This is a genomic window from Pseudomonas sp. LB3P81, from assembly GCF_054897965.1.
Genome location: NZ_JBUBVG010000001.1, coordinates 2,968,784 through 2,987,189 on the forward strand (window position 1 = coordinate 2,968,784; position 18,406 = coordinate 2,987,189).

The 18,406-nt window shown below is 59.8% G+C and carries 20 protein-coding genes and 2 pseudogenes; 18 read left to right on the forward strand and 4 right to left on the reverse strand.

Annotated features, from left to right (window positions below; translation table 11 throughout):
* The first annotated feature begins 1 nt into the window (after window position 1).
* From ACYZTL_RS13645 to hslU, 3 genes are all read left to right on the forward strand, one after another.
* Window positions 2-700: an SPOR domain-containing protein gene (locus tag ACYZTL_RS13645; protein WP_253435216.1), complete on the forward strand. Its 699-nt coding sequence runs from the start codon at window positions 2-4 to the stop codon at window positions 698-700.
* 254 nt (window positions 701-954) lie between these two features.
* A complete protein-coding gene (gene hslV, locus ACYZTL_RS13650; RefSeq protein WP_007899242.1) occupies window positions 955-1,485 on the forward strand; it encodes an ATP-dependent protease subunit HslV in 531 nt (176 codons plus the stop codon).
* Window positions 1,486-1,540: 55 nt separating this feature from the next.
* Window positions 1,541-2,878, forward strand: a complete 1,338-nt coding sequence (gene hslU, locus ACYZTL_RS13655; protein WP_461952234.1) for an ATP-dependent protease ATPase subunit HslU — start codon at window positions 1,541-1,543, stop codon at window positions 2,876-2,878.
* A 23-nt stretch (window positions 2,879-2,901) separates the two neighbouring features.
* Here the strand turns inward: hslU and ACYZTL_RS13660 are convergent.
* Window positions 2,902-3,027, reverse strand: a pseudogene (locus tag ACYZTL_RS13660) (metal ABC transporter ATP-binding protein); the annotation flags it as partial.
* Between the two features lie 3 nt (window positions 3,028-3,030).
* On the opposite strand from ACYZTL_RS13660, the gene ACYZTL_RS13665 reads away from it, so the two are divergent.
* From ACYZTL_RS13665 to ACYZTL_RS13685, 5 genes are all read left to right on the forward strand, one after another.
* Window positions 3,031-3,408, forward strand: a complete 378-nt coding sequence (locus tag ACYZTL_RS13665) for a gamma-butyrobetaine hydroxylase family protein (RefSeq protein ID WP_461952235.1) — start codon at window positions 3,031-3,033, stop codon at window positions 3,406-3,408.
* A gap of 257 nt (window positions 3,409-3,665) precedes the next feature.
* On the forward strand, window positions 3,666-5,345 hold the full coding sequence (phaC, locus tag ACYZTL_RS13670; protein ID WP_461952236.1) for a class II poly(R)-hydroxyalkanoic acid synthase: 1,680 nt from the start codon (window positions 3,666-3,668) through the stop codon (window positions 5,343-5,345).
* Between the two features lie 157 nt (window positions 5,346-5,502).
* Window positions 5,503-6,357, forward strand: coding sequence for a poly(3-hydroxyalkanoate) depolymerase (gene phaZ, locus ACYZTL_RS13675; protein ID WP_461952237.1), 855 nt, complete (start codon window positions 5,503-5,505; stop codon window positions 6,355-6,357).
* A 128-nt stretch (window positions 6,358-6,485) separates the two neighbouring features.
* Complete coding sequence (phaC, locus tag ACYZTL_RS13680; protein WP_461952238.1) at window positions 6,486-8,168, forward strand: class II poly(R)-hydroxyalkanoic acid synthase; 1,683 nt, start codon at window positions 6,486-6,488, stop codon at window positions 8,166-8,168.
* A gap of 172 nt (window positions 8,169-8,340) precedes the next feature.
* Window positions 8,341-8,958 (forward strand): TetR/AcrR family transcriptional regulator, encoded by a 618-nt coding sequence (locus ACYZTL_RS13685; protein WP_461952239.1) that lies wholly within the window; start codon window positions 8,341-8,343, stop codon window positions 8,956-8,958.
* A gap of 149 nt (window positions 8,959-9,107) precedes the next feature.
* Here the strand turns inward: ACYZTL_RS13685 and ACYZTL_RS13690 are convergent, their stop codons facing one another.
* The 3 genes from ACYZTL_RS13690 to ACYZTL_RS13700 all read right to left on the reverse strand — a co-directional run bounded on the left by ACYZTL_RS13690 (window position 9,108) and on the right by ACYZTL_RS13700 (window position 10,828).
* The gene (locus tag ACYZTL_RS13690; protein WP_461952240.1) at window positions 9,108-9,869 is read right to left on the reverse strand and encodes a phasin family protein; all 762 of its coding nucleotides are present in this window, start codon (window positions 9,867-9,869) and stop codon (window positions 9,108-9,110) included.
* 10 nt (window positions 9,870-9,879) lie between these two features.
* A complete protein-coding gene (locus ACYZTL_RS13695; RefSeq protein WP_461952241.1) occupies window positions 9,880-10,302 on the reverse strand; it encodes a phasin family protein in 423 nt (140 codons plus the stop codon).
* A 250-nt stretch (window positions 10,303-10,552) separates the two neighbouring features.
* A complete protein-coding gene (locus ACYZTL_RS13700; RefSeq protein WP_461952242.1) occupies window positions 10,553-10,828 on the reverse strand; it encodes a polyhydroxyalkanoic acid system family protein in 276 nt (91 codons plus the stop codon).
* Window positions 10,829-10,983: 155 nt separating this feature from the next.
* Here ACYZTL_RS13700 and ubiE point away from each other — a divergent pair, with 155 nt between their 5' ends.
* The 10 genes and pseudogenes from ubiE to ACYZTL_RS13750 form a co-directional block, all read left to right on the forward strand.
* On the forward strand, window positions 10,984-11,754 hold the full coding sequence (gene ubiE / locus ACYZTL_RS13705; protein ID WP_007948968.1) for a bifunctional demethylmenaquinone methyltransferase/2-methoxy-6-polyprenyl-1,4-benzoquinol methylase UbiE: 771 nt from the start codon (window positions 10,984-10,986) through the stop codon (window positions 11,752-11,754).
* Window positions 11,754-12,377, forward strand: a complete 624-nt coding sequence (locus ACYZTL_RS13710; protein WP_461952243.1) for a ubiquinone biosynthesis accessory factor UbiJ — start codon at window positions 11,754-11,756, stop codon at window positions 12,375-12,377. The genes ubiE and ACYZTL_RS13710 overlap by 1 nt, the downstream gene beginning before the upstream one ends.
* A complete protein-coding gene (gene ubiB / locus ACYZTL_RS13715) occupies window positions 12,374-13,978 on the forward strand; it encodes a ubiquinone biosynthesis regulatory protein kinase UbiB (protein WP_461952244.1) in 1,605 nt (534 codons plus the stop codon). Before ACYZTL_RS13710 ends, ubiB begins: the two co-directional genes overlap by 4 nt.
* Window positions 13,979-14,059: 81 nt before the next feature.
* Window positions 14,060-14,461 (forward strand): phosphoribosyl-AMP cyclohydrolase, encoded by a 402-nt coding sequence (hisI, locus tag ACYZTL_RS13720; protein ID WP_150796910.1) that lies wholly within the window; start codon window positions 14,060-14,062, stop codon window positions 14,459-14,461.
* Window positions 14,454-14,786: a phosphoribosyl-ATP diphosphatase gene (locus ACYZTL_RS13725; RefSeq protein ID WP_008047820.1), complete on the forward strand. Its 333-nt coding sequence runs from the start codon at window positions 14,454-14,456 to the stop codon at window positions 14,784-14,786. Before hisI ends, ACYZTL_RS13725 begins: the two co-directional genes overlap by 8 nt.
* 25 nt (window positions 14,787-14,811) lie before the next feature.
* Window positions 14,812-15,090: a twin-arginine translocase TatA/TatE family subunit gene (locus ACYZTL_RS13730; RefSeq protein ID WP_461952245.1), complete on the forward strand. Its 279-nt coding sequence runs from the start codon at window positions 14,812-14,814 to the stop codon at window positions 15,088-15,090.
* 10 nt (window positions 15,091-15,100) lie between these two features.
* The gene (gene tatB / locus ACYZTL_RS13735) at window positions 15,101-15,517 is read left to right on the forward strand and encodes a Sec-independent protein translocase protein TatB (RefSeq protein ID WP_461952246.1); all 417 of its coding nucleotides are present in this window, start codon (window positions 15,101-15,103) and stop codon (window positions 15,515-15,517) included.
* Window positions 15,514-16,308, forward strand: a complete 795-nt coding sequence (gene tatC / locus ACYZTL_RS13740; protein WP_461952247.1) for a twin-arginine translocase subunit TatC — start codon at window positions 15,514-15,516, stop codon at window positions 16,306-16,308. The genes tatB and tatC overlap by 4 nt, the downstream gene beginning before the upstream one ends.
* Complete coding sequence (locus tag ACYZTL_RS13745) at window positions 16,305-17,012, forward strand: 16S rRNA (uracil(1498)-N(3))-methyltransferase (protein WP_461952248.1); 708 nt, start codon at window positions 16,305-16,307, stop codon at window positions 17,010-17,012. Before tatC ends, ACYZTL_RS13745 begins: the two co-directional genes overlap by 4 nt.
* Window positions 17,013-17,262: 250 nt before the next feature.
* Window positions 17,263-18,321, forward strand: a pseudogene (locus ACYZTL_RS13750) (methyl-accepting chemotaxis protein); the annotation flags it as partial.
* Between the last annotated feature and the right edge of the window lie 85 nt (window positions 18,322-18,406).

Here is an 18,406-nt window from a genome sequence, read left to right on the forward strand (position 1 = left end):
GTTGGCTGCCAAGAAAAAACCTGCACCCAAGCGTGGCGCCAGCCGTTACCAAGCTCCTGCAAAGCAACCGATTCCGGGCTGGCTGTGGATGGCGATCGGCCTGACGGTCGGCGCGTTCATTGTGTTCCTGATGAAGCTGGAACCGGGTAAAGGCAGCGAGAGCGTCAAGCGCGAGAAGATCGAGCAGCAGAAAGCCACCAAGATCGCCGAGGCCAACAAGACCCCGCCGAGCCCGACGCAACCGGTGAAGCCGAAGTACGACTTCTACACTCTGCTGCCAGAATCGGAAGTCATCGTGCCGCCGGATGCGGTGCCGGAAAAAACTCCGCCAACACCGGCTGTACCGACCACGCCGGTAACGCCGGCGGAAGCGGCGAAGATTGACACCGCGCGCGCTCAAGCCGCACTGGCCGGCATCACCCCGCCACCGCCACCACCCGTGGCCAAGGCCGCGCCAGTGACCAAATTTTTCCTGCAGGCCGGTTCGTTCCGCAAGGAAGCCGATGCAGACAAGGTCCGCGCGCAGATCATCTTGCTCGGTCAGGCTGTGGCGGTTGAGTCCGGCACGGTGAAGGACGAGACCTGGTATCGGGTATTGGTCGGGCCATTCAGCAACCGTGAACAACTGACCACCGCGCAGAAGCAACTGGCCGGTGCAGGTTTCAGCAACCTGTTGTTACAACAACGCCAGAACCGCTGACCACCTGCCATCGCAGCTCCCTCAGGAGACACAGGTCCCTGTAGGAGCTGCCGCAGGCTGCGATCTTTTCAAGGGTTGCAGTGTGTTTCGTCTGACAAAGGCCCAAGAGCAAGATCAAGAGATCGCAGCCTTCGGCAGCTCCTACGCGCCTCGCACCACTCGTCCCCTCTCCCGCCCCACAGTTGAAATCCTCTCCACCACCCCCATATGAGTTGGCATAAGGCATTTTCGCCCCGCTGCGTGGAGACTCTCCCTTGACCACCATCGTTTCAGTTCGCCGCCACGGCAAAGTCGTCATGGGCGGCGACGGCCAGGTTTCTCTCGGCAATACCGTGATGAAAGGCAACGCGAAGAAAGTTCGTCGCCTGTACCACGGCCAGGTGATCGCCGGTTTTGCCGGGGCCACCGCTGACGCCTTCACCCTCTTCGAGCGCTTCGAAGGCCAGCTCGAGAAACACCAGGGTCACTTGGTTCGTGCCGCCGTCGAACTCGCCAAAGAATGGCGCACCGACCGCTCCCTCAGCCGCCTCGAAGCCATGCTCGCGGTCGCCAACAAAGATGCGTCCCTGATCATCACCGGCAACGGCGACGTGGTCGAACCCGAAGAAGGCCTGATCGCCATGGGTTCCGGTGGTGGTTACGCCCAGGCCGCCGCCAGCGCGCTACTGAAGAAAACCGATCTGTCGGCCCGCGAAATCGTCGAAACCGCGCTCGGCATCGCCGGCGACATCTGCGTATTCACCAACCACACCTTCACCATTGAGGAGCAGGACCTCGCCGAGTAAGCCTGTTCCGGCCTTAGCGCCACGGCTCACTTTTGCTTGAGGACCGCCAATTACTATGTCCATGACTCCCCGTGAAATCGTCCACGAACTCAATCGCCACATCATCGGCCAGGACGATGCCAAGCGCGCCGTCGCCATCGCGCTGCGTAACCGCTGGCGCCGGATGCAGCTGCCGGAAGAGCTGCGCGTTGAAGTAACGCCCAAGAACATCCTGATGATCGGCCCGACCGGTGTCGGTAAAACCGAGATCGCCCGTCGCCTGGCCAAACTGGCCAACGCGCCGTTCATCAAAGTCGAAGCGACCAAGTTCACCGAAGTCGGCTACGTCGGCCGCGACGTCGAGTCGATCATTCGTGACCTCGCCGACGCCGCCATCAAGCTGCTGCGCGAACAGGAAATGACCAAGGTTCGCCACCGCGCCGAAGACGCCGCGGAAGAGCGCATCCTCGACGCCCTGTTGCCACCGGCACGCATGGGCTTCAACAACGATGACGCCCCGTCGGCCGACTCCAACACCCGCCAGCTGTTCCGCAAGCGCCTGCGCGAAGGTCAGCTGGATGACAAGGAGATCGAAATCGAAGTCGCCGAAGTGTCCGGCGTCGATATCTCCGCGCCACCGGGCATGGAAGAAATGACCAATCAGTTGCAGAGCCTGTTCGCCAACATGGGCAAGGGCAAACGCAAGAGCCGCAAGCTCAAGGTCAAGGAAGCGCTGAAACTGGTGCGCGACGAAGAAGCGAGCCGCCTGGTCAACGATGAAGAGTTGAAGGCCAGGGCGCTGGAAGCGGTCGAGCAGCACGGCATCGTGTTCATCGACGAAATCGACAAGGTTGCCAAGCGCGGTAACTCCGGTGGCGTCGACGTGTCCCGTGAAGGCGTACAGCGCGACTTGCTGCCGCTGATCGAAGGCTGCACCGTCAACACCAAACTGGGCATGGTCAAAACCGACCACATCCTGTTCATCGCTTCCGGCGCGTTCCACTTGAGCAAGCCGAGCGATCTGGTGCCTGAGTTGCAAGGGCGTCTGCCGATTCGTGTCGAGCTGAAGGCGCTGACGCCGGAAGACTTCGAACGCATCCTCAGCGAACCGCACGCATCGCTCACCGAGCAATATTGCGCCCTGCTGAAAACCGAAGGCCTGGCCATCGAGTTCCAGCCGGACGGCATCAAGCGCATCGCCGAGATCGCCTGGCAGGTCAACGAGAAAACCGAGAACATCGGTGCCCGTCGTCTGCACACGTTGCTTGAGCGTTTGCTTGAAGAGGTGTCGTTCAGCGCCGGCGATCTGGCCAGCACCCACGACGACAAGGTGATCCTGATCGACGCCGACTACGTCAACAGCCACCTGGGCGAATTGGCGCAGAACGAAGACCTGTCCCGTTATATCCTGTAAGCCATACTTACAGGCGAACGCGGAACCTGTGGGAGCGGGCTTGCTCGCGAATGCGGTGTGTCATTGAGCATTGATGTCGACTGACACTCCGCTTTCGCGAGCAAGCCCGCTCCCACATTGGCCTGCGGTCTCCCACAGACGGACTTCAGGTCATGACCCAACTCCCCACCGACATCAAACTGCACAAAGCCTCGAAAACCCTGTCGCTGAAATACGCGTCCGGCGAGGAACATCACCTGCCCGCCGAGTTCCTGCGCGTGCACTCTCCTTCCGCCGAGGTCCAGGGCCACGGCAAACCTATCCTGCAATTTGGCAAGATCGGCGTAGGCCTGACCAAAGTAGAACCGGCCGGTCAGTACGCACTGAAATTGACCTTCGACGATGGCCACGACAGCGGCCTGTTCACTTGGGAGTATTTGTACCAGCTGGGCGTGCGTCAGGAGGATCTCTGGAACGATTATCTTGCCGAACTGAAAATCGCCGGCAAGACCCGTGATCCGAACGAGTCCGTCGTCAAGCTGATGCTCTAGCCCGCGCCTTTCGCGCTTTAGAAGGCATTTTCTAATTTGAAATGTTTGAATGCTAGGCCCCGAGGTCAGTCATTAGCCTGCTTGCGAAAAAAATTAAACTCGGGTAACCAATGGACCTGGCAAGTTCCCTGCAGTGCTCTTAGAACTAAAAAGCAGTGATGAAGAATTATCGGTCACCCGAGCAGTAGTACCTGGCATTGGCTGTGTACCTACACAGCTGGACCTGGTACTCGTCTCAGGACAATGGAGCGTCGTAGATGAGTAAACTGAATAACGATGACTTGAAGTATCAGGCCTCGGAAAACACCTTGGGACTGAATCCTGTCGTTGGGCTGCGTGGAAAGGATCTACTGGCTTCTGCTCGAATGGTGCTCAGGCAGGCCATGAGGCAACCGGTGCATAGCGTCAGGCATGTCGCTCATTTCGGCCTTGAACTCAAGAATGTGCTGTTCGGCAAATCCGAGCTGCAACCCACCAGCGATGACCGTCGCTTCCACGATCCGGCCTGGAGCCAGAACCCGCTCTACAAACGTTATATGCAAACTTACCTGGCGTGGCGCAAGGAACTCCACGACTGGATTGACGACAGCAACCTCACGCCCAAGGATGTGGCACGCGGGCACTTCGTGATCAACCTCATGACCGAAGCCATGGCCCCGACCAACAGTGCGGCCAACCCGGCGGCGGTCAAACGCTTCTTCGAAACCGGTGGCAAGAGCCTGCTCGACGGCCTCTCGCACCTGGCCAAGGATCTGGTGCACAACGGCGGTATGCCGAGCCAGGTCAACATGGGCGCATTCGAAGTCGGCAAAAGCCTGGGCGTGACCGAAGGCGCTGTGGTATTTCGCAACGACGTGCTGGAGCTGATCCAGTACCGGCCAACCACCGAGCAGGTGCACGAGCGCCCATTGCTGGTGGTGCCGCCGCAAATCAACAAGTTCTACGTTTTCGACCTGAGCCCGGACAAAAGCCTGGCGCGTTTCTGCCTGCGCAACAATGTGCAGACCTTCATCGTCAGCTGGCGCAACCCGACCAAGGAGCAACGCGAGTGGGGCCTGTCGTCCTACATCGAAGCGCTCAAGGAAGCAGTCGACGTGGTCACCGCGATCACCGGCAGCAAAGACGTGAACATGCTCGGCGCCTGCTCCGGCGGCATCACCTGCACCGCCCTGCTGGGCCACTACGCGGCGATCGGCGAGAACAAGGTCAACGCCCTGACGCTGCTGGTCAGCGTGCTGGACACTACCCTGGACAGCGACGTGGCCCTGTTCGTCGACGAGCAGACCCTAGAAGCCGCCAAGCGCCATTCCTATCAGGCCGGTGTGCTGGAAGGCCGCGACATGGCGAAAGTCTTTGCCTGGATGCGCCCCAATGACTTGATCTGGAACTACTGGGTCAACAACTACCTGCTCGGTAACGAGCCGCCGGTGTTCGATATCCTGTTCTGGAACAACGACACCACACGCTTGCCCGCCGCGTTCCACGGCGACCTGATCGAGCTGTTCAAAAACAACCCGCTGATCCGTCAGGACGCACTGGAAGTGTGCGGTACGCCGATCGACCTGAAGCAGGTCACGGCCGACATCTTTTCCCTGGCCGGCACCAACGACCACATCACGCCGTGGAAGTCCTGCTACAAGTCGGCGCAACTGTTTGGCGGCAATGTCGAGTTCGTGTTGTCCAGCAGCGGGCACATCCAGAGCATCCTGAACCCGCCGGGCAACCCTAAGTCACGTTATATGACCAGCAGCGAAATGCCGGTCAAGGCCGAGGACTGGCAGGAAAACTCCACCAAGCACACCGATTCCTGGTGGCTGCACTGGCAGACCTGGCAGGCCGAGCGCTCGGGCGAATTGAAAAAAGCTCCGGTAAAACTGGGCAACAAGGCTTACCCGGCAGGCGAGGCGGCGCCAGGCACTTACGTACACGAGCGGTAACTGACACACCCCGCTTTACCTGTAGGAGCGAGCTTGCTCGCGATGAACGTCAACGATAACGCGTACTACCTGATTAACGCGCTGCCCTTACGTTTTTCGCGAGCAAGCTCGCTCCTACAGGGAATTCTGGGACGAATTAACACACAGGGCTTGAAGCATGCCGCAACCGTTTATTTTTCGTACCGTCGACCTGGATGGCCAGACCCTCCGCACGGCGGTACGCCCCGGCAAGCCTCACTTGACCCCCTTGCTGATTTTCAATGGCATCGGCGCCAACCTGGAGCTAGTGTTTCCGTTCGTCGCGGCGCTGGACCCGGACCTTGAAGTCATCGCTTTCGATGTCCCGGGTGTTGGCGGCTCGTCGACACCGAACCGGCCGTACCGTTTTCCGAGTCTGGCCAAACTCACGGCACGGATGCTCGACTATCTCGACTATGGGAAAGTCAATGTGATTGGCGTGTCATGGGGCGGCGCCCTCGCCCAGCAGTTCGCCTACGACTATCCCGAGCGTTGCAAGAAACTGGTGCTGGCGGCCACGGCAGCCGGTGTGCTGATGGTGCCGGGCAAACCGAAAGTGCTGTGGATGATGGCCAGCCCACGGCGTTACATCCAGCCGTCTCACGTCATCCGCATTGCGCCGATGATCTACGGCGGCTCGTTCCGTCGCGATCCGACCCTCGCCGCCAGCTATGCGGCAAAAGTGCGTTCGGCAGGCAAGCTCGGTTACTACTGGCAGTTGTTCGCCGGTCTCGGCTGGACCAGCATTCACTGGCTGCACAAGATCCATCAGCCGACGCTGGTGCTGGCGGGCGACGACGATCCACTGATCCCGTTGATCAACATGCGACTGCTGGCCTGGCGGATTCCCAATGCTCAGTTGCACATCATCGATGACGGGCATCTGTTCCTGATTACCCGCGCGGAGGCCGTGGCGCCGATCATCATGAAATTTCTCGAGGAAGAACGGCAGCGCGCCGTGATGCATCCACATCCGGCGCCATTCGGCGGTTAGCCGACCCCGGCTTTTGTTACAAAAAGGGGTCGGCAGGACGCCGCGCCGCGCAACAACCCGTTACAGCGTCTATGGTGTTCTGGTTCGGTGTATTTGTTTTTGACCTGAAGACGAAGGAGTGTTGAGTCATGCGCGAAAAACCAGCGAGGGAGTTGTTGCCCACTCCCGCCGCGTTCATCAACGCACAGAGTGCGATTACGGGCCTGCGTGGTCGGGATCTGATATCGACCCTGCGCAGTGTTGCCGCCTATGGTTTGCGCAACCCGGTGCACAGCACCCGACACGCCTTGAAGCTGGGCGGTCAATTGGGGCGTGTGTTGCTGGGCGAAACCCTGCACCCGACCAACCCGCAGGACAGTCGCTTTGCCGACCCGGCCTGGAGCCTCAACCCGTTTTATCGCCGCAGCCTGCAGGCGTACCTGAGTTGGCAGAAGCAGGTCAAAAGCTGGATCGACGATAGCAACATGAACGCGGACGATCGCGCCCGCGCCCACTTCGTGTTCTCCTTGCTCAACGATGCGGTGTCACCGTCCAACACCCTGCTCAATCCGCTGGCGATCAAGGAAATCTTCAACTCCGGCGGCAGCAGCCTGGTGCGCGGCATCAGTCATCTGGTCGATGATTTCCTGCACAACGACGGCCTGCCAAGGCAAGTGACCAAACAGGCGTTCGAGGTCGGCAAAACGGTCGCCACCACCACCGGCTCCGTGGTGTTTCGCAATGAACTGCTGGAGCTGATCCAGTACAAGCCGATGAGCGAAAAGCAGTATTCCAAACCGCTGCTGGTGGTGCCGCCACAGGTCAACAAGTACTACATTTTCGACTTGAGTCCCGGCAACAGCTTCGTCCAGTTCGCCCTGAAGAACGGCCTGCAAACCTTCATGATCAGTTGGCGCAACCCGGATGTGCGCCATCGCGAATGGGGCCTGTCGACCTACGTCGAAGCCGTGGAAGAAGCGATGAACGTGTGCCGGGCGATCACCGGTGCGCGCGAGGTCAACCTGATGGGCGCCTGCGCCGGCGGGCTGACCATTGCCGCGCTGCAAGGTCATTTGCAAGCCAAGCGGCAGTTGCGTCGGGTATCCAGCGCGACCTACCTGGTGAGCCTGCTCGACAGCCAGATGGACACGCCGGCCACACTTTTCGCCGACGAACAGACCCTGGAAGCGGCCAAGCGTCGGTCCTATCAGAAGGGTGTGCTGGACGGTCGCGACATGGCCAAGGTCTTCGCCTGGATGCGCCCCAACGATTTGATCTGGGGCTACTTCGTCAACAACTACCTGTTGGGAAAGGAGCCGCCGGCGTTCGACATTCTCTACTGGAACAGCGACAACACGCGTCTGCCGGCAGCCTTTCATGGCGACCTGCTGGACTTCTTCAAGCACAACCCGCTGAGTCATCCGGGCGGTCTTGAAGTGTGCGGCACGCCGATCGATCTGCAGAAAGTCACCGTCGACAGCTTCAGCGTGGCCGGCATCAACGACCACATCACCCCGTGGGATGCGGTGTATCGCTCGACGCTGCTGCTGGGTGGCGAGCGACGCTTCGTGCTGTCCAACAGCGGTCATGTGCAGAGCATTCTCAACCCGCCCTCAAACCCGAAAGCCAACTTTGTCGAAAGCACGAAACTGAGCAGCGATCCACGGGCCTGGTATTACGACGCCAAACAAGTCGACGGCAGTTGGTGGACGCATTGGCTGAGCTGGATTCAGGAACGCTCGGGCGCGCAGAAAGAAACCCACATGGCGCTCGGCAACCAGAATTATCCACCGATGGAGGCGGCACCCGGTACTTACGTGCGCGTGCGCTGACACCCAATACGCTATGGCCAGCAACCCATACACTGTAGGAGCGAGCTTGCTCGCGAAGAACGAAACGGCAACGCAGTAAATCAGGCAGCACGCGTTATCGTTCACGTTTTTCGCGAGCAAGCTCGCTCCTACAGGGACGGGGTTGGCCTGGCATGATCATTAAGAAGACTGGATGAAAACCCGCGACCGGATCCTCGAATGTGCCCTGCAGTTGTTTAACCAGAAGGGCGAACCAAACGTCTCCACCATGGAAGTTGCCAACGAAATGGGCATCAGCCCGGGCAACCTCTACTATCACTTCCACGGCAAGGAACCGCTGATTCTCGGGTTGTTCGAGCGCTTCCAGGCGGAGCTCGCGCCGCTGCTCGATCCGCCGTCCGACGTGGAACTTGCACCTGAAGACTATTGGCTGTTTCTGCATTTGATCGTCGAGCGACTGGCTCATTACCGGTTTCTGTTCCAGGACCTGTCGAACCTCGCCGGGCGCCTGCCGAAACTGGCCAAAGGGATACGCAACCTGCTCAATGCGCTGAAGCGCACGCTGGCGTCATTGCTGGCGCGCCTGAAGGCTCAGGGGCAATTGGTCAGCGAAACACAGGCGCTGGGGCAACTGGTGGAGCAGATCACCCTGACGCTGCTGTTCTCGCTGGACTATCAGCGGATTCTGGATCGTGAGGGTGAGGTGAAGTTGGTGGTGTATCAGATCATGATGCTGGTGGCGCCGCATCTGCTGCCGCCGATCAAGGTCGCGACCGAGCAGTTGGCACTGCAATACCTGAAAGAGCATTAAGATCAAAATATCGCAGCCTTCGGCAGCTCCTACATTGGGTCGCGTACATCTGTAGGAGCTGCCGAAGGCTGCGATCTTTTCGCCGACGACTCAATCCTCAAACAAAAACGCCCGACCTTGGCAGGCCGGGCGTTTTTTTAGCCCTGAAATCAGGTCTGACTGGTTGGCGTCGATGGAGCTGGCGCGGCAGTCGGGGTTGCAGCAGGGGTTGGCGCGGTAGCAGAGTTCGATGCGCTCACCGGAGTTGCCAGTTTGGCGGCCGCCACTGCTGGTTTGGGAGCAGCGGCTTTCGGCGCTGCCGGTTTTTTCACTGCTGGCGTCTTCGCTACGGCAGGTTTTGCCGCTGGCTTGACTGCCGGTTTTGCTGCTGCTTTGGCGGCGACCGGTTTGGCCGCTGGCTTGGCTGCTGCAGGTTTTGCTGCGGCAGTTTTGGCCGCCGGTTTAGCGGCCGCTTTTGCCAGTGGCTTGGCAGCAGGTTTGGCCGCAACAGGCGCAACCTTGGCACCGGTGAGTTTTTCGATTTGCTTGGTCAGGGTATCGACCTTGCTGTGCAGCGCTTTCACTTCGTTACGGCTCGGTACACCCAGGCGCGAAATGGCGCTGTTCAGGCGCTTGTCGAAAGCACCTTCCAGCTCATCCCACTTGCCCAGCGCACGATCTTTCACGCCACTGATGCGCGACTTGGCCGAGGAAGCGGAATCCTTGACGTCATCGACTTTCTTGCCGACAGCGCTCTTGGTGAGCTTCTCGGCTTTCTCGCCGTCTTTGACCAATGTATCGAAGAGCTTGCTGCCGTCAGTGTCGATCTTCGAGTACACGCCTAAACCAGCCAGCCAGATTTTGCGGGAGTAATCTTCGACTTTCCCAATCCACGAGCTGCCTTCTTTTTCGGTGTTCTTTTTACCAGCCATCCCGTTCTCCTTAAGATTTCTGCGCGACGCGTTCGAGCAATGCCGTCAGCTCATCGAGCTTAGCAGACAGTGTCTCAACGTCATGTTTAGACGGAATGCCGATACGATTCAAGGCACTTGCGACACGCGAGTCAAAAGCCTTCTCGACCTTGTCGAGCTGAACTTCGACCCGGCCTTTGAAAGTGCTCACTTCACTCTTGGCTTCATCGATCTCGGCGTTCGCGGCTTCAAGTTTCTCGGCAACTGCCTTTTTACCTTCGCTTTCAACAACTTGACCAGCCTTGATCAACTCTTGAAAGTACTCGCTGCCCTCGTGGCCAACCTTGGTGTAGGCACCCAGGCCTGCCAGCCAGATCTTGCGGGCGTAAGATTTAACGTCCTTAAGAGCCGCTGTCGAAGCGTCGATTTTTTTCTTCAAAATAACTTTGGCCATGGTGCACCTCACGCGCAGAAGGTTTGAGGAACTGCCCGCGAAAGAGTCGGGCTCAGGCACAAAGTAGGGAGAAAAATTAGAAACAACACCCTAACAACTGAAATAATCCTCAGGTCACACCACAAACAAAATATGGGAGCGGGCTTGCCCGCGAAGACGATGGATCAGCCACAGAGTTTATTGCGGATGTACCGGCCTCTTCGCGGGCAAGCCCGCTCCCACAGGAATTGCATTCACAAATCCATGCCCGTTAAGCCAACGCTTTTTCCAGCCCCTTTTCGATTTCCGATTTGATCGTGCCGCTCATGGCCGACATCAACAGGCCCAACTCGACCTCGACCTTGATCGAATTCTCCCCCACATGCACCGCGCCTTTCACACCGGAACGCCTGAGGTTCAGGGTATCGCCCGACCATTGCGGCTCCAGGCCATATTGAACGCAGAGGTTCTGCGCCAGCTTGTCGGCCTTCTCGCGGGCCGCTACCTTGCCCAGGCCGTGGGCACGCTCAACACTAATACGGGCCATCAAATGACTCCTGCTTTATGGATACTTTCCTGAAGCATCTTGACCGCTGCTGCGGCAAAACGTCCCGGCTATTGCCTATCTTACCTTCAGCCTTGCCAAGACAAAGCAGGCCACCGGGATTAGAATGTCCCGCATTCTCTTCTGGTGACAGCGATATGACTGATCAGCGCAAAGGCAGCGATGCCGAACCCACCACTCACTTCGGTTTCAAAAACGTTCCGGAAAGCCAAAAAGCGGAAAAAGTCGCTGAGGTTTTCCACTCGGTGGCCGCCAAGTACGACCTGATGAACGACCTCCTGTCAGGCGGCATGCACCGTCTGTGGAAGCGTTTCGCGATCGAACTGTCGGGCGTGCGCACCGGCAACCGCGTGCTGGACATCGCTGGCGGCACGGGCGACCTGACCAAAAAGTTTTCGCACCTCGTGGGCCCGACCGGCCAGGTGGTGTTGGCCGACATCAACGAATCCATGCTCAAGGTCGGTCGTGACCGCCTGCTGGACCTGGGTGTGGCCGGCAACGTTGAATTCGTTCAGGCCGACGCTGAAAAGCTGCCGTTCCCGGACAACCATTTCGATTGCGTGACCATCGCTTTCGGCCTGCGCAACGTGACGCATAAAGAAGACGCCTTGCGCTCGATGCTGCGCGTGCTGAAACCGGGCGGCCGTTTGCTGGTGCTGGAATTCTCCAAGCCGACCAACGCGCTGATGTCCAAGGCCTACGACGCCTACTCGTTCGCCTTCATGCCGCTGATGGGCAAGCTGATCACCAACGACTCGGAAAGCTATCGTTACCTGGCCGAATCGATCCGCATGCACCCGAATCAGGAAACCCTGAAGTCGATGATGGTCGAGGCCGGTTTCGACCGCGTGACCTATCACAACATGACCGCAGGCATCGTTGCCCTGCACCGCGGCATCAAGCCCTGATGTTGCTGGCCGGACTGCTCGCCAGCGTTGAACTCGGTCTGAACCGGGTGCTGCGTCTCGACAGCACGGCGCTGCCACGGCTGGCACATTTGAGCGGCAAGGTGATTGCCATCGACTGCCGCAGCCCGGCACTGCAACTGTTCATCCTGCCCAGCGACGAAGGCTTGATGCTCGCTTCCCAGTGGGAAACCGGCGCCGACTGCACCTTGCGTGCACCGGCCTCAAGCCTGTTGAAACTGGCGATGAGCAAGGACAAGACCTCGGTCCTGCATGGTCCCGACGTCGAGTTCTACGGCGACAGCGGTGTGCTGCTGGAACTGGCGGCGATCCTTCAGGACCTCGAGTTGGACTGGGAGTACGAACTCTCGCGCTGGCTAGGCCCGGTCGCCACGCACCTGGTCGGCGGTCATTTGCGCAGCCGCGCACGCTGGTATCAGCAAGGGTTCGCCAGCCTGGGCCAGAACCTGGGCGAATACCTGGCCGAAGAATCGCGCACCCTCGTCGGTCAGCGCGAAGCCGAAGCCCGTTTCAGTGAACTGGACCAGATCAAGCTCGATCTGGAACGTCTCGAGGCGCGTTTCGAGCGCCTTTCCCGATCCCTCGACCCAAGCGATAACGCATGAAGCTGCTTGCCGTCCGCCGTTTGTTGCGCATCCAGCGCGTTGTGATTCGCTACCGCCTCGATGACCTGCTGTTCGCCCTGCCGCTGCCGTGGTTTCTGCTGGCGCTGCGCTACGCCTTGCCGTGGCGCTGGTTCCCGCGCAAGACGCTGGACCTGAGCCGTGGCGCCCGATTGCGTCTGGCGCTGCAGGACCTCGGGCCGATTTTCATCAAGTTCGGGCAGATCCTGTCCACCCGCCGCGATCTGCTGCCGGAAGACATCGCCGACGAGCTGATGAAGTTGCAGGACCGCGTGCCACCGTTCGATTCGCAAGTGTCGATCAAGCTGATCGAAGAACAGCTCGGCAAGAAAATCAGCGAAGTGTTCAGCCGCTTCGACGTCGAACCGCTGGCTTCTGCTTCGGTGGCGCAGGTGCATGCCGCGCAGCTGAAAACCGGTGAAGAAGTCGTGGTCAAAGTGATCCGTCCCGGCCTGAAACCCATCATCGCGCAGGATCTGGCGTGGCTGTTCATCCTCGCCCGCGCGGCGGAGAAACTCTCGGCCGACGCACGCCTGCTGCACCCGGTGGACGTGGTGCAGGACTACGAAAAAACCATCTACGACGAACTCGACCTGTTGCGCGAGGCGGCCAACGCCAGCCAGTTGAAACGCAATTTCGAAGGTTCGACGCTGCTGTATGTGCCACAAGTCTATTGGGACTGGTGCCGGCCGAAAGTGCTGGTGATGGAGCGCATCTACGGGATTCAGGTGACCGATCTGGCGACCCTCGCCGATCAACGCACCGACATGAAGATGCTCGCCGAGCGTGGCGTGGAGATCTTCTTCACCCAGGTGTTCCGCGACAGTTTCTTCCACGCCGACATGCACCCGGGCAACATCTTTGTCAGCACCGTCAACCCGTGGAGCCCACAGTACATTGCGATCGACTGCGGCATCGTCGGCAGCCTGACCCCGGAAGACCAGGATTACCTGGCGCGCAACCTGTTCGCGTTCTTCAAGCGTGACTACCGTCGTGTGGCGCAATTGCACATCGATTCGGGCTGGGTGCCGGCGGAAACCAAACTCAACGAATTCGAAGCAGCGATCCGTACGGTGTGCGAGCCGATCTTCGAAAAACCGTTAAAAGATATTTCCTTTGGCCAGGTGCTGATGCGCCTGTTCCAGACCGCTCGACGCTTCAACATGGAAGTGCAGCCGCAGTTGGTGCTGCTGCAAAAAACCCTGTTGAATATCGAAGGCCTGGGCCGCCAGCTGTACCCGGACCTCGATTTGTGGAACACCGCCCAACCGTTCCTCGAACGCTGGATGCGTGAACGCGTCAGCCCCAAAGCCTTGCTTGGCAACGTGCAGAGCCAGTTCGAACAGCTGCCGCACCTGGCCAATATGGCCCGCGATTTGCTTGAACGCATGTCCCAGCCCCACGCCTACGACCCGCCGCCACCGTGGCATCGACGCCGGGACGACTGGTTCCTGCGCTTGCTCGGCACTGCCCATCTGGCCGGCGGTTCGATACTCGCCGCAGGCGGGCCGCTGAACGAACTGGCTTACTGGCCGGCCGGAATCATGATGGCCGTCGGTTTGTATCTGGTCGTTCGCCGATAGCCAGTTGTGTTGCGCGCTGGCACACTGTTTCAACGCTTGGGTTCTGCTCATGAAGTGTGGAACCCGTTGTCGGAGTCGAAGATGAAAAACTGGCTGGACGAGATCAAGTGGGACGCTGATGGCCTGGTGCCGGCGATTGCCCAGGATCACAAGACCGGGCGCGTCCTGATGATGGCCTGGATGAACCGTGAAGCGCTGGAACTGACCGCCGCCGAGAACCGCGCCATTTACTGGTCGCGCTCCCGCGGCAAGCTGTGGCGCAAGGGCGAAGAGTCCGGCCACGTGCAGACCCTGCATGAGATGCGCCTGGACTGTGACGCCGACGTGATCATCCTGATGGTCGAGCAGATCGGCGACATCGCCTGCCATACCGGCCGTCAGAGCTGCTTCTACCGCGTCTTCGAGAACGGCGACTGGACAACCGTCGACCCGGTCCTGAAAGACCCGCACGCCATCTATTCCGCAGGACACACCCATGAGTGACACTCTCACCCGACTGGCCGAAGTGCTGGAAGAGCGCAAAGGCGCCGCCGCCGACAGCTCGTATGTCGCCAGCCTGTACCACAAGGGCTTGAACAAGATTCTGGAAAAAGTCGGCGAAGAGTCGGTCGAAACCATCATTGCCGCCAAGGATGCCGCCATCAGCGGTGACTGCAGCGATGTGATCTACGAGACTGCCGATTTGTGGTTCCACAGCATGGTCATGCTCGCCCAACTGGGGCAACATCCACAGGCTGTACTCGATGAACTCGACCGTCGTTTCGGTCTGTCCGGACACGCCGAGAAAGCCTCGCGCCCGTCCGCCTGAACAATTATTAGAAAGGAGCAGCAACATGGGCATTTTTGACTGGAAACACTGGATCGTCATCCTGGTTGTTGTCGTTTTGGTGTTCGGCACCAAGAAACTGAAAAACCTCGGCACTGACGTGGGCGAGTCGATCAAGGGCTTTCGCAAAGCCATGAATGATGAAGACAAGACCGTCGACCCGACCGTGACCCCGGCCCAACCGGTGCCACCGGTTCAGCCACAGACCACACAGTCCGTGAACCAGCCGCACACGATCGACGTGCAAGCGCAAAAAGTCGAAGAGCCGATTCGCAAAGACGTGTGAGCACTGACTAATGTTTGGTATCAGCTTCTCTGAATTGCTGCTCGTCGGCCTCGTGGCCCTGCTGGTGCTGGGTCCCGAGCGTCTGCCGGGTGCTGCGCGCACGGCCGGCCTGTGGGTCGGGCGTCTGAAGCGCAGCTTCAACGCGATCAAGCAGGAAGTTGAACGTGAAATCGGTGCCGACGAAATTCGTCGGCAACTGCACAACGAGCACATTCTGTCGCTGGAACAGGAGGCGCGGAAGATCTTCACGCCGACTCAGCAGGAAGCCACGCCGGTTCAACCGGTTGAACCGGTGGCGGAGCAGACGATTCATGCTGCAGAACCTGCGCCCGTTGTTGCAGCACTTCCGGTTGAACCTGTTACGCCTGCGGCTGCGCTTGTTGCGCCGGCCCCTCATGACCCAACACTGCCGCCGCGAGCCCCATGAGCGATCTCCCAGAAAACGACCAGCACATGCCGCTGGTTTCGCACCTCACCGAGTTGCGTACCCGTCTGCTGCGCTGTGTAGCGGCGATCTTCATCATCTTCGCCGGGTTGTTCGCCTTCACCCAGCAGATCTACACCTTCGTCTCCACGCCGCTGCGCCAGTACCTGCCGGTCGGCGCGACGATGATCGCCACCGACGTGTCGTCGCCGTTCCTGACGCCACTGAAGCTGACCATGATGGTCTCGCTGTTCCTCGCGATCCCGGTCATCCTGCATCAGATCTGGGGCTTTATCGCGCCAGGCTTGTACAAGCATGAAAAACGCATCGCCGTGCCCTTGCTGGTATCGAGCATCATGCTGTTCTACGCCGGCATGGCATTCGCCTATTACCTGGTGTTCCCGCTGATCTTCAAATTCTTCGCCGCCGCCACCCCGGCCGGTGTGGAGATGATGACCGACATCAGCAGCTACCTCGACTTCGTCATGACGCTGTTCTTCGCCTTCGGCGTGGCGTTTGAAATCCCGGTGGCCGTGGTGCTGCTGGTATGGATCGGCGTGGTCGACGTCAAATACCTGAAGAAAATCCGCCCGTACGTGGTCATCGGCTGCTTCGTGGTCGGCATGATCCTGACGCCACCGGACATCTTTTCGCAGACGCTGCTAGCCGTACCGATGTGGCTGCTGTTCGAGATCGGCATCCTGTTCGGCGGCCTGATCAGCAAGCGTGGCGAGCACCCGGACGACCAGCCGGTTGACGATCACAACGACCAGCCGCCAGCGACCCAGCCGTGAACCTGCTGCTCCTCGAAGAGGCCGATTTCATTGCGGCCGACCGGGCGATCCTGCGCGATCGCCGGTTGACGCACATGCAGGAAGTTCACCGCTGTGAAGTGGGTGACAACATGCGCGTCGGGCGTATCGGCGGCTTGATGGGTTCGGCCGAAGTGCTGCGTCTGGACGCCGATGAAGCCGAACTGCGCGTCACCCTCGACCAGCCGCCACCCGCCAAGCTGCCGCTGACCCTGGTATTGGCCCTTCCGCGGCCGAAAATGCTGCGTCGGGTGTTTCAGACCGTGGCGGCCATGGGTGTGCCGCGGATCGTGCTGGTGAACAGCTACCGCGTCGAGAAAAGTTTCTGGCAAACGCCGTTTCTCGAACCTGAAGCGATACGCGAGCAATTGATCCTCGGCCTCGAACAGGCCCGGGACAGTGTGCTGCCTGAAATTGTCATTGAGAAGCGCTTCAAACCGTTCGTCGAAGATCGACTGCCAGCGATCGCCGAAGGCACCCTCGGCCTGGTCGGTCATCCCGGCAATTACCCGCCCTGCCCTCGTGGCCTGGATGAACCGGTCACCTTGGCCATCGGCCCGGAAGGCGGCTGGATCCCCTACGAAATCGACCTGTTGGCCAAGTCCGGCCTGCAACCGGTGCAGCTCGGCGAGCGCATCCTGCGCGTCGAAACCGCCGTTACTGCGCTGCTCGCCCGCCTGTTCTAACCCCGCCGCTGAGCTTCATTCCAAACCCTGTGGCGAGGGAGCTTGCTCCCGCTTGGTCGCGAAGCGGCCATCGCTTTTATTCCCCGATATCGCAGTGACTGGTTTTACGACGGCTACGCCGCCGAGCGGGAGCAAGCTCCCTCGCCACAGGTAACTTGCCTGCCAGACCATTGTGCTGCACCTACAGAACCCCGTCCTTCTGCCGATATATCTCCCATAAAAACAACTAGTGATCCGTGGGGGTTGCAGCATGTACCAATGGCTAGCCGGGAAACTGGGGAACGTCAGCGTCAATCGCAAACTGGGTGTCGGCTTCGGTCTTGTGCTGCTGCTGACATTGTCGATCACCGTCACCGGCTGGGCCGGTCTGAGTGACGTGGTCAGTCGCGGCGACAAGCTGGGGTTTATTTCCAGCCTCAATGAGCTGACCAAGGACTTGCGCCTGGCCCGCCTGGATTACGAGATGCGCCGTGGCGAACAGGGACCGGGCGCCGTCAACGAGCTGCTCGGCCAACTCGACACCGGACTGAAAACCGCGCGCACGCTGATCGAACAACCGGCCGACGTAGCGATGATCGACCAGCAACTGGCCGCCGTCAGTGAGTACAAACAAGCCTTCGCCGCCATGACCCAAGCCGGCGCCAACCGCGAAGATGCCCGCAGCAAACTCGGCGCCACGGCCGATAACGCCGTGGCACGCGTGACCGAAGTCGAGAAATCCTTGCTGCAAGGCGAGAGCGTCGCCGATTTCAACAGCGTCATCGACCTGAGCAAACTGATCCAGCAGGCTCGCTTCCAGGTGCGCGGCTATACCTACAGCGGCAAGACCGAAGCCGAGCAACCGGCACTGGACGCCATCGACAACGCGTTGAAAAACCTCGAAAGCCTGCCGTCCAGATTGCCGGAACAGCACATCGCCAACCTGCAACAGGCCAGCGATTCACTCAAGGCCTACCGCGCCGCTGTCAGCCAGTACCGAGACTCTCAGGTCGCCAGCGCCGCCGCACTCAAACGCATGGCCACCGAAGGCAACATCCTGCTCGACGCCAGCAAAAAACTCACCGCCTCGCAAACCGTCGTGCGTGACACCGACGCCGCACACGCCAAGAACATGCTGTTACTGGCCACCGCCCTGGCGCTGGTCTTCGGCCTCTTCGCGGCGTGGGCCATCACTCGGCAGATCGTCATTCCGTTGAGCCAGACGCTAAAAGTGGCCGAGCGCATAGCCGCTGGCGACTTGACCCAGAACCTCGATTCCGAGCGCCGGGACGAACTCGGTCAACTCCAGCGCGCCATGCAGCGCATGACCCTGGGCCTGCGTGAATTGATCGGCGGCATCAGCGACGGCGTCACACAAATCGCCAGTGCCGCCGAAGAACTGTCCGCAGTGACCG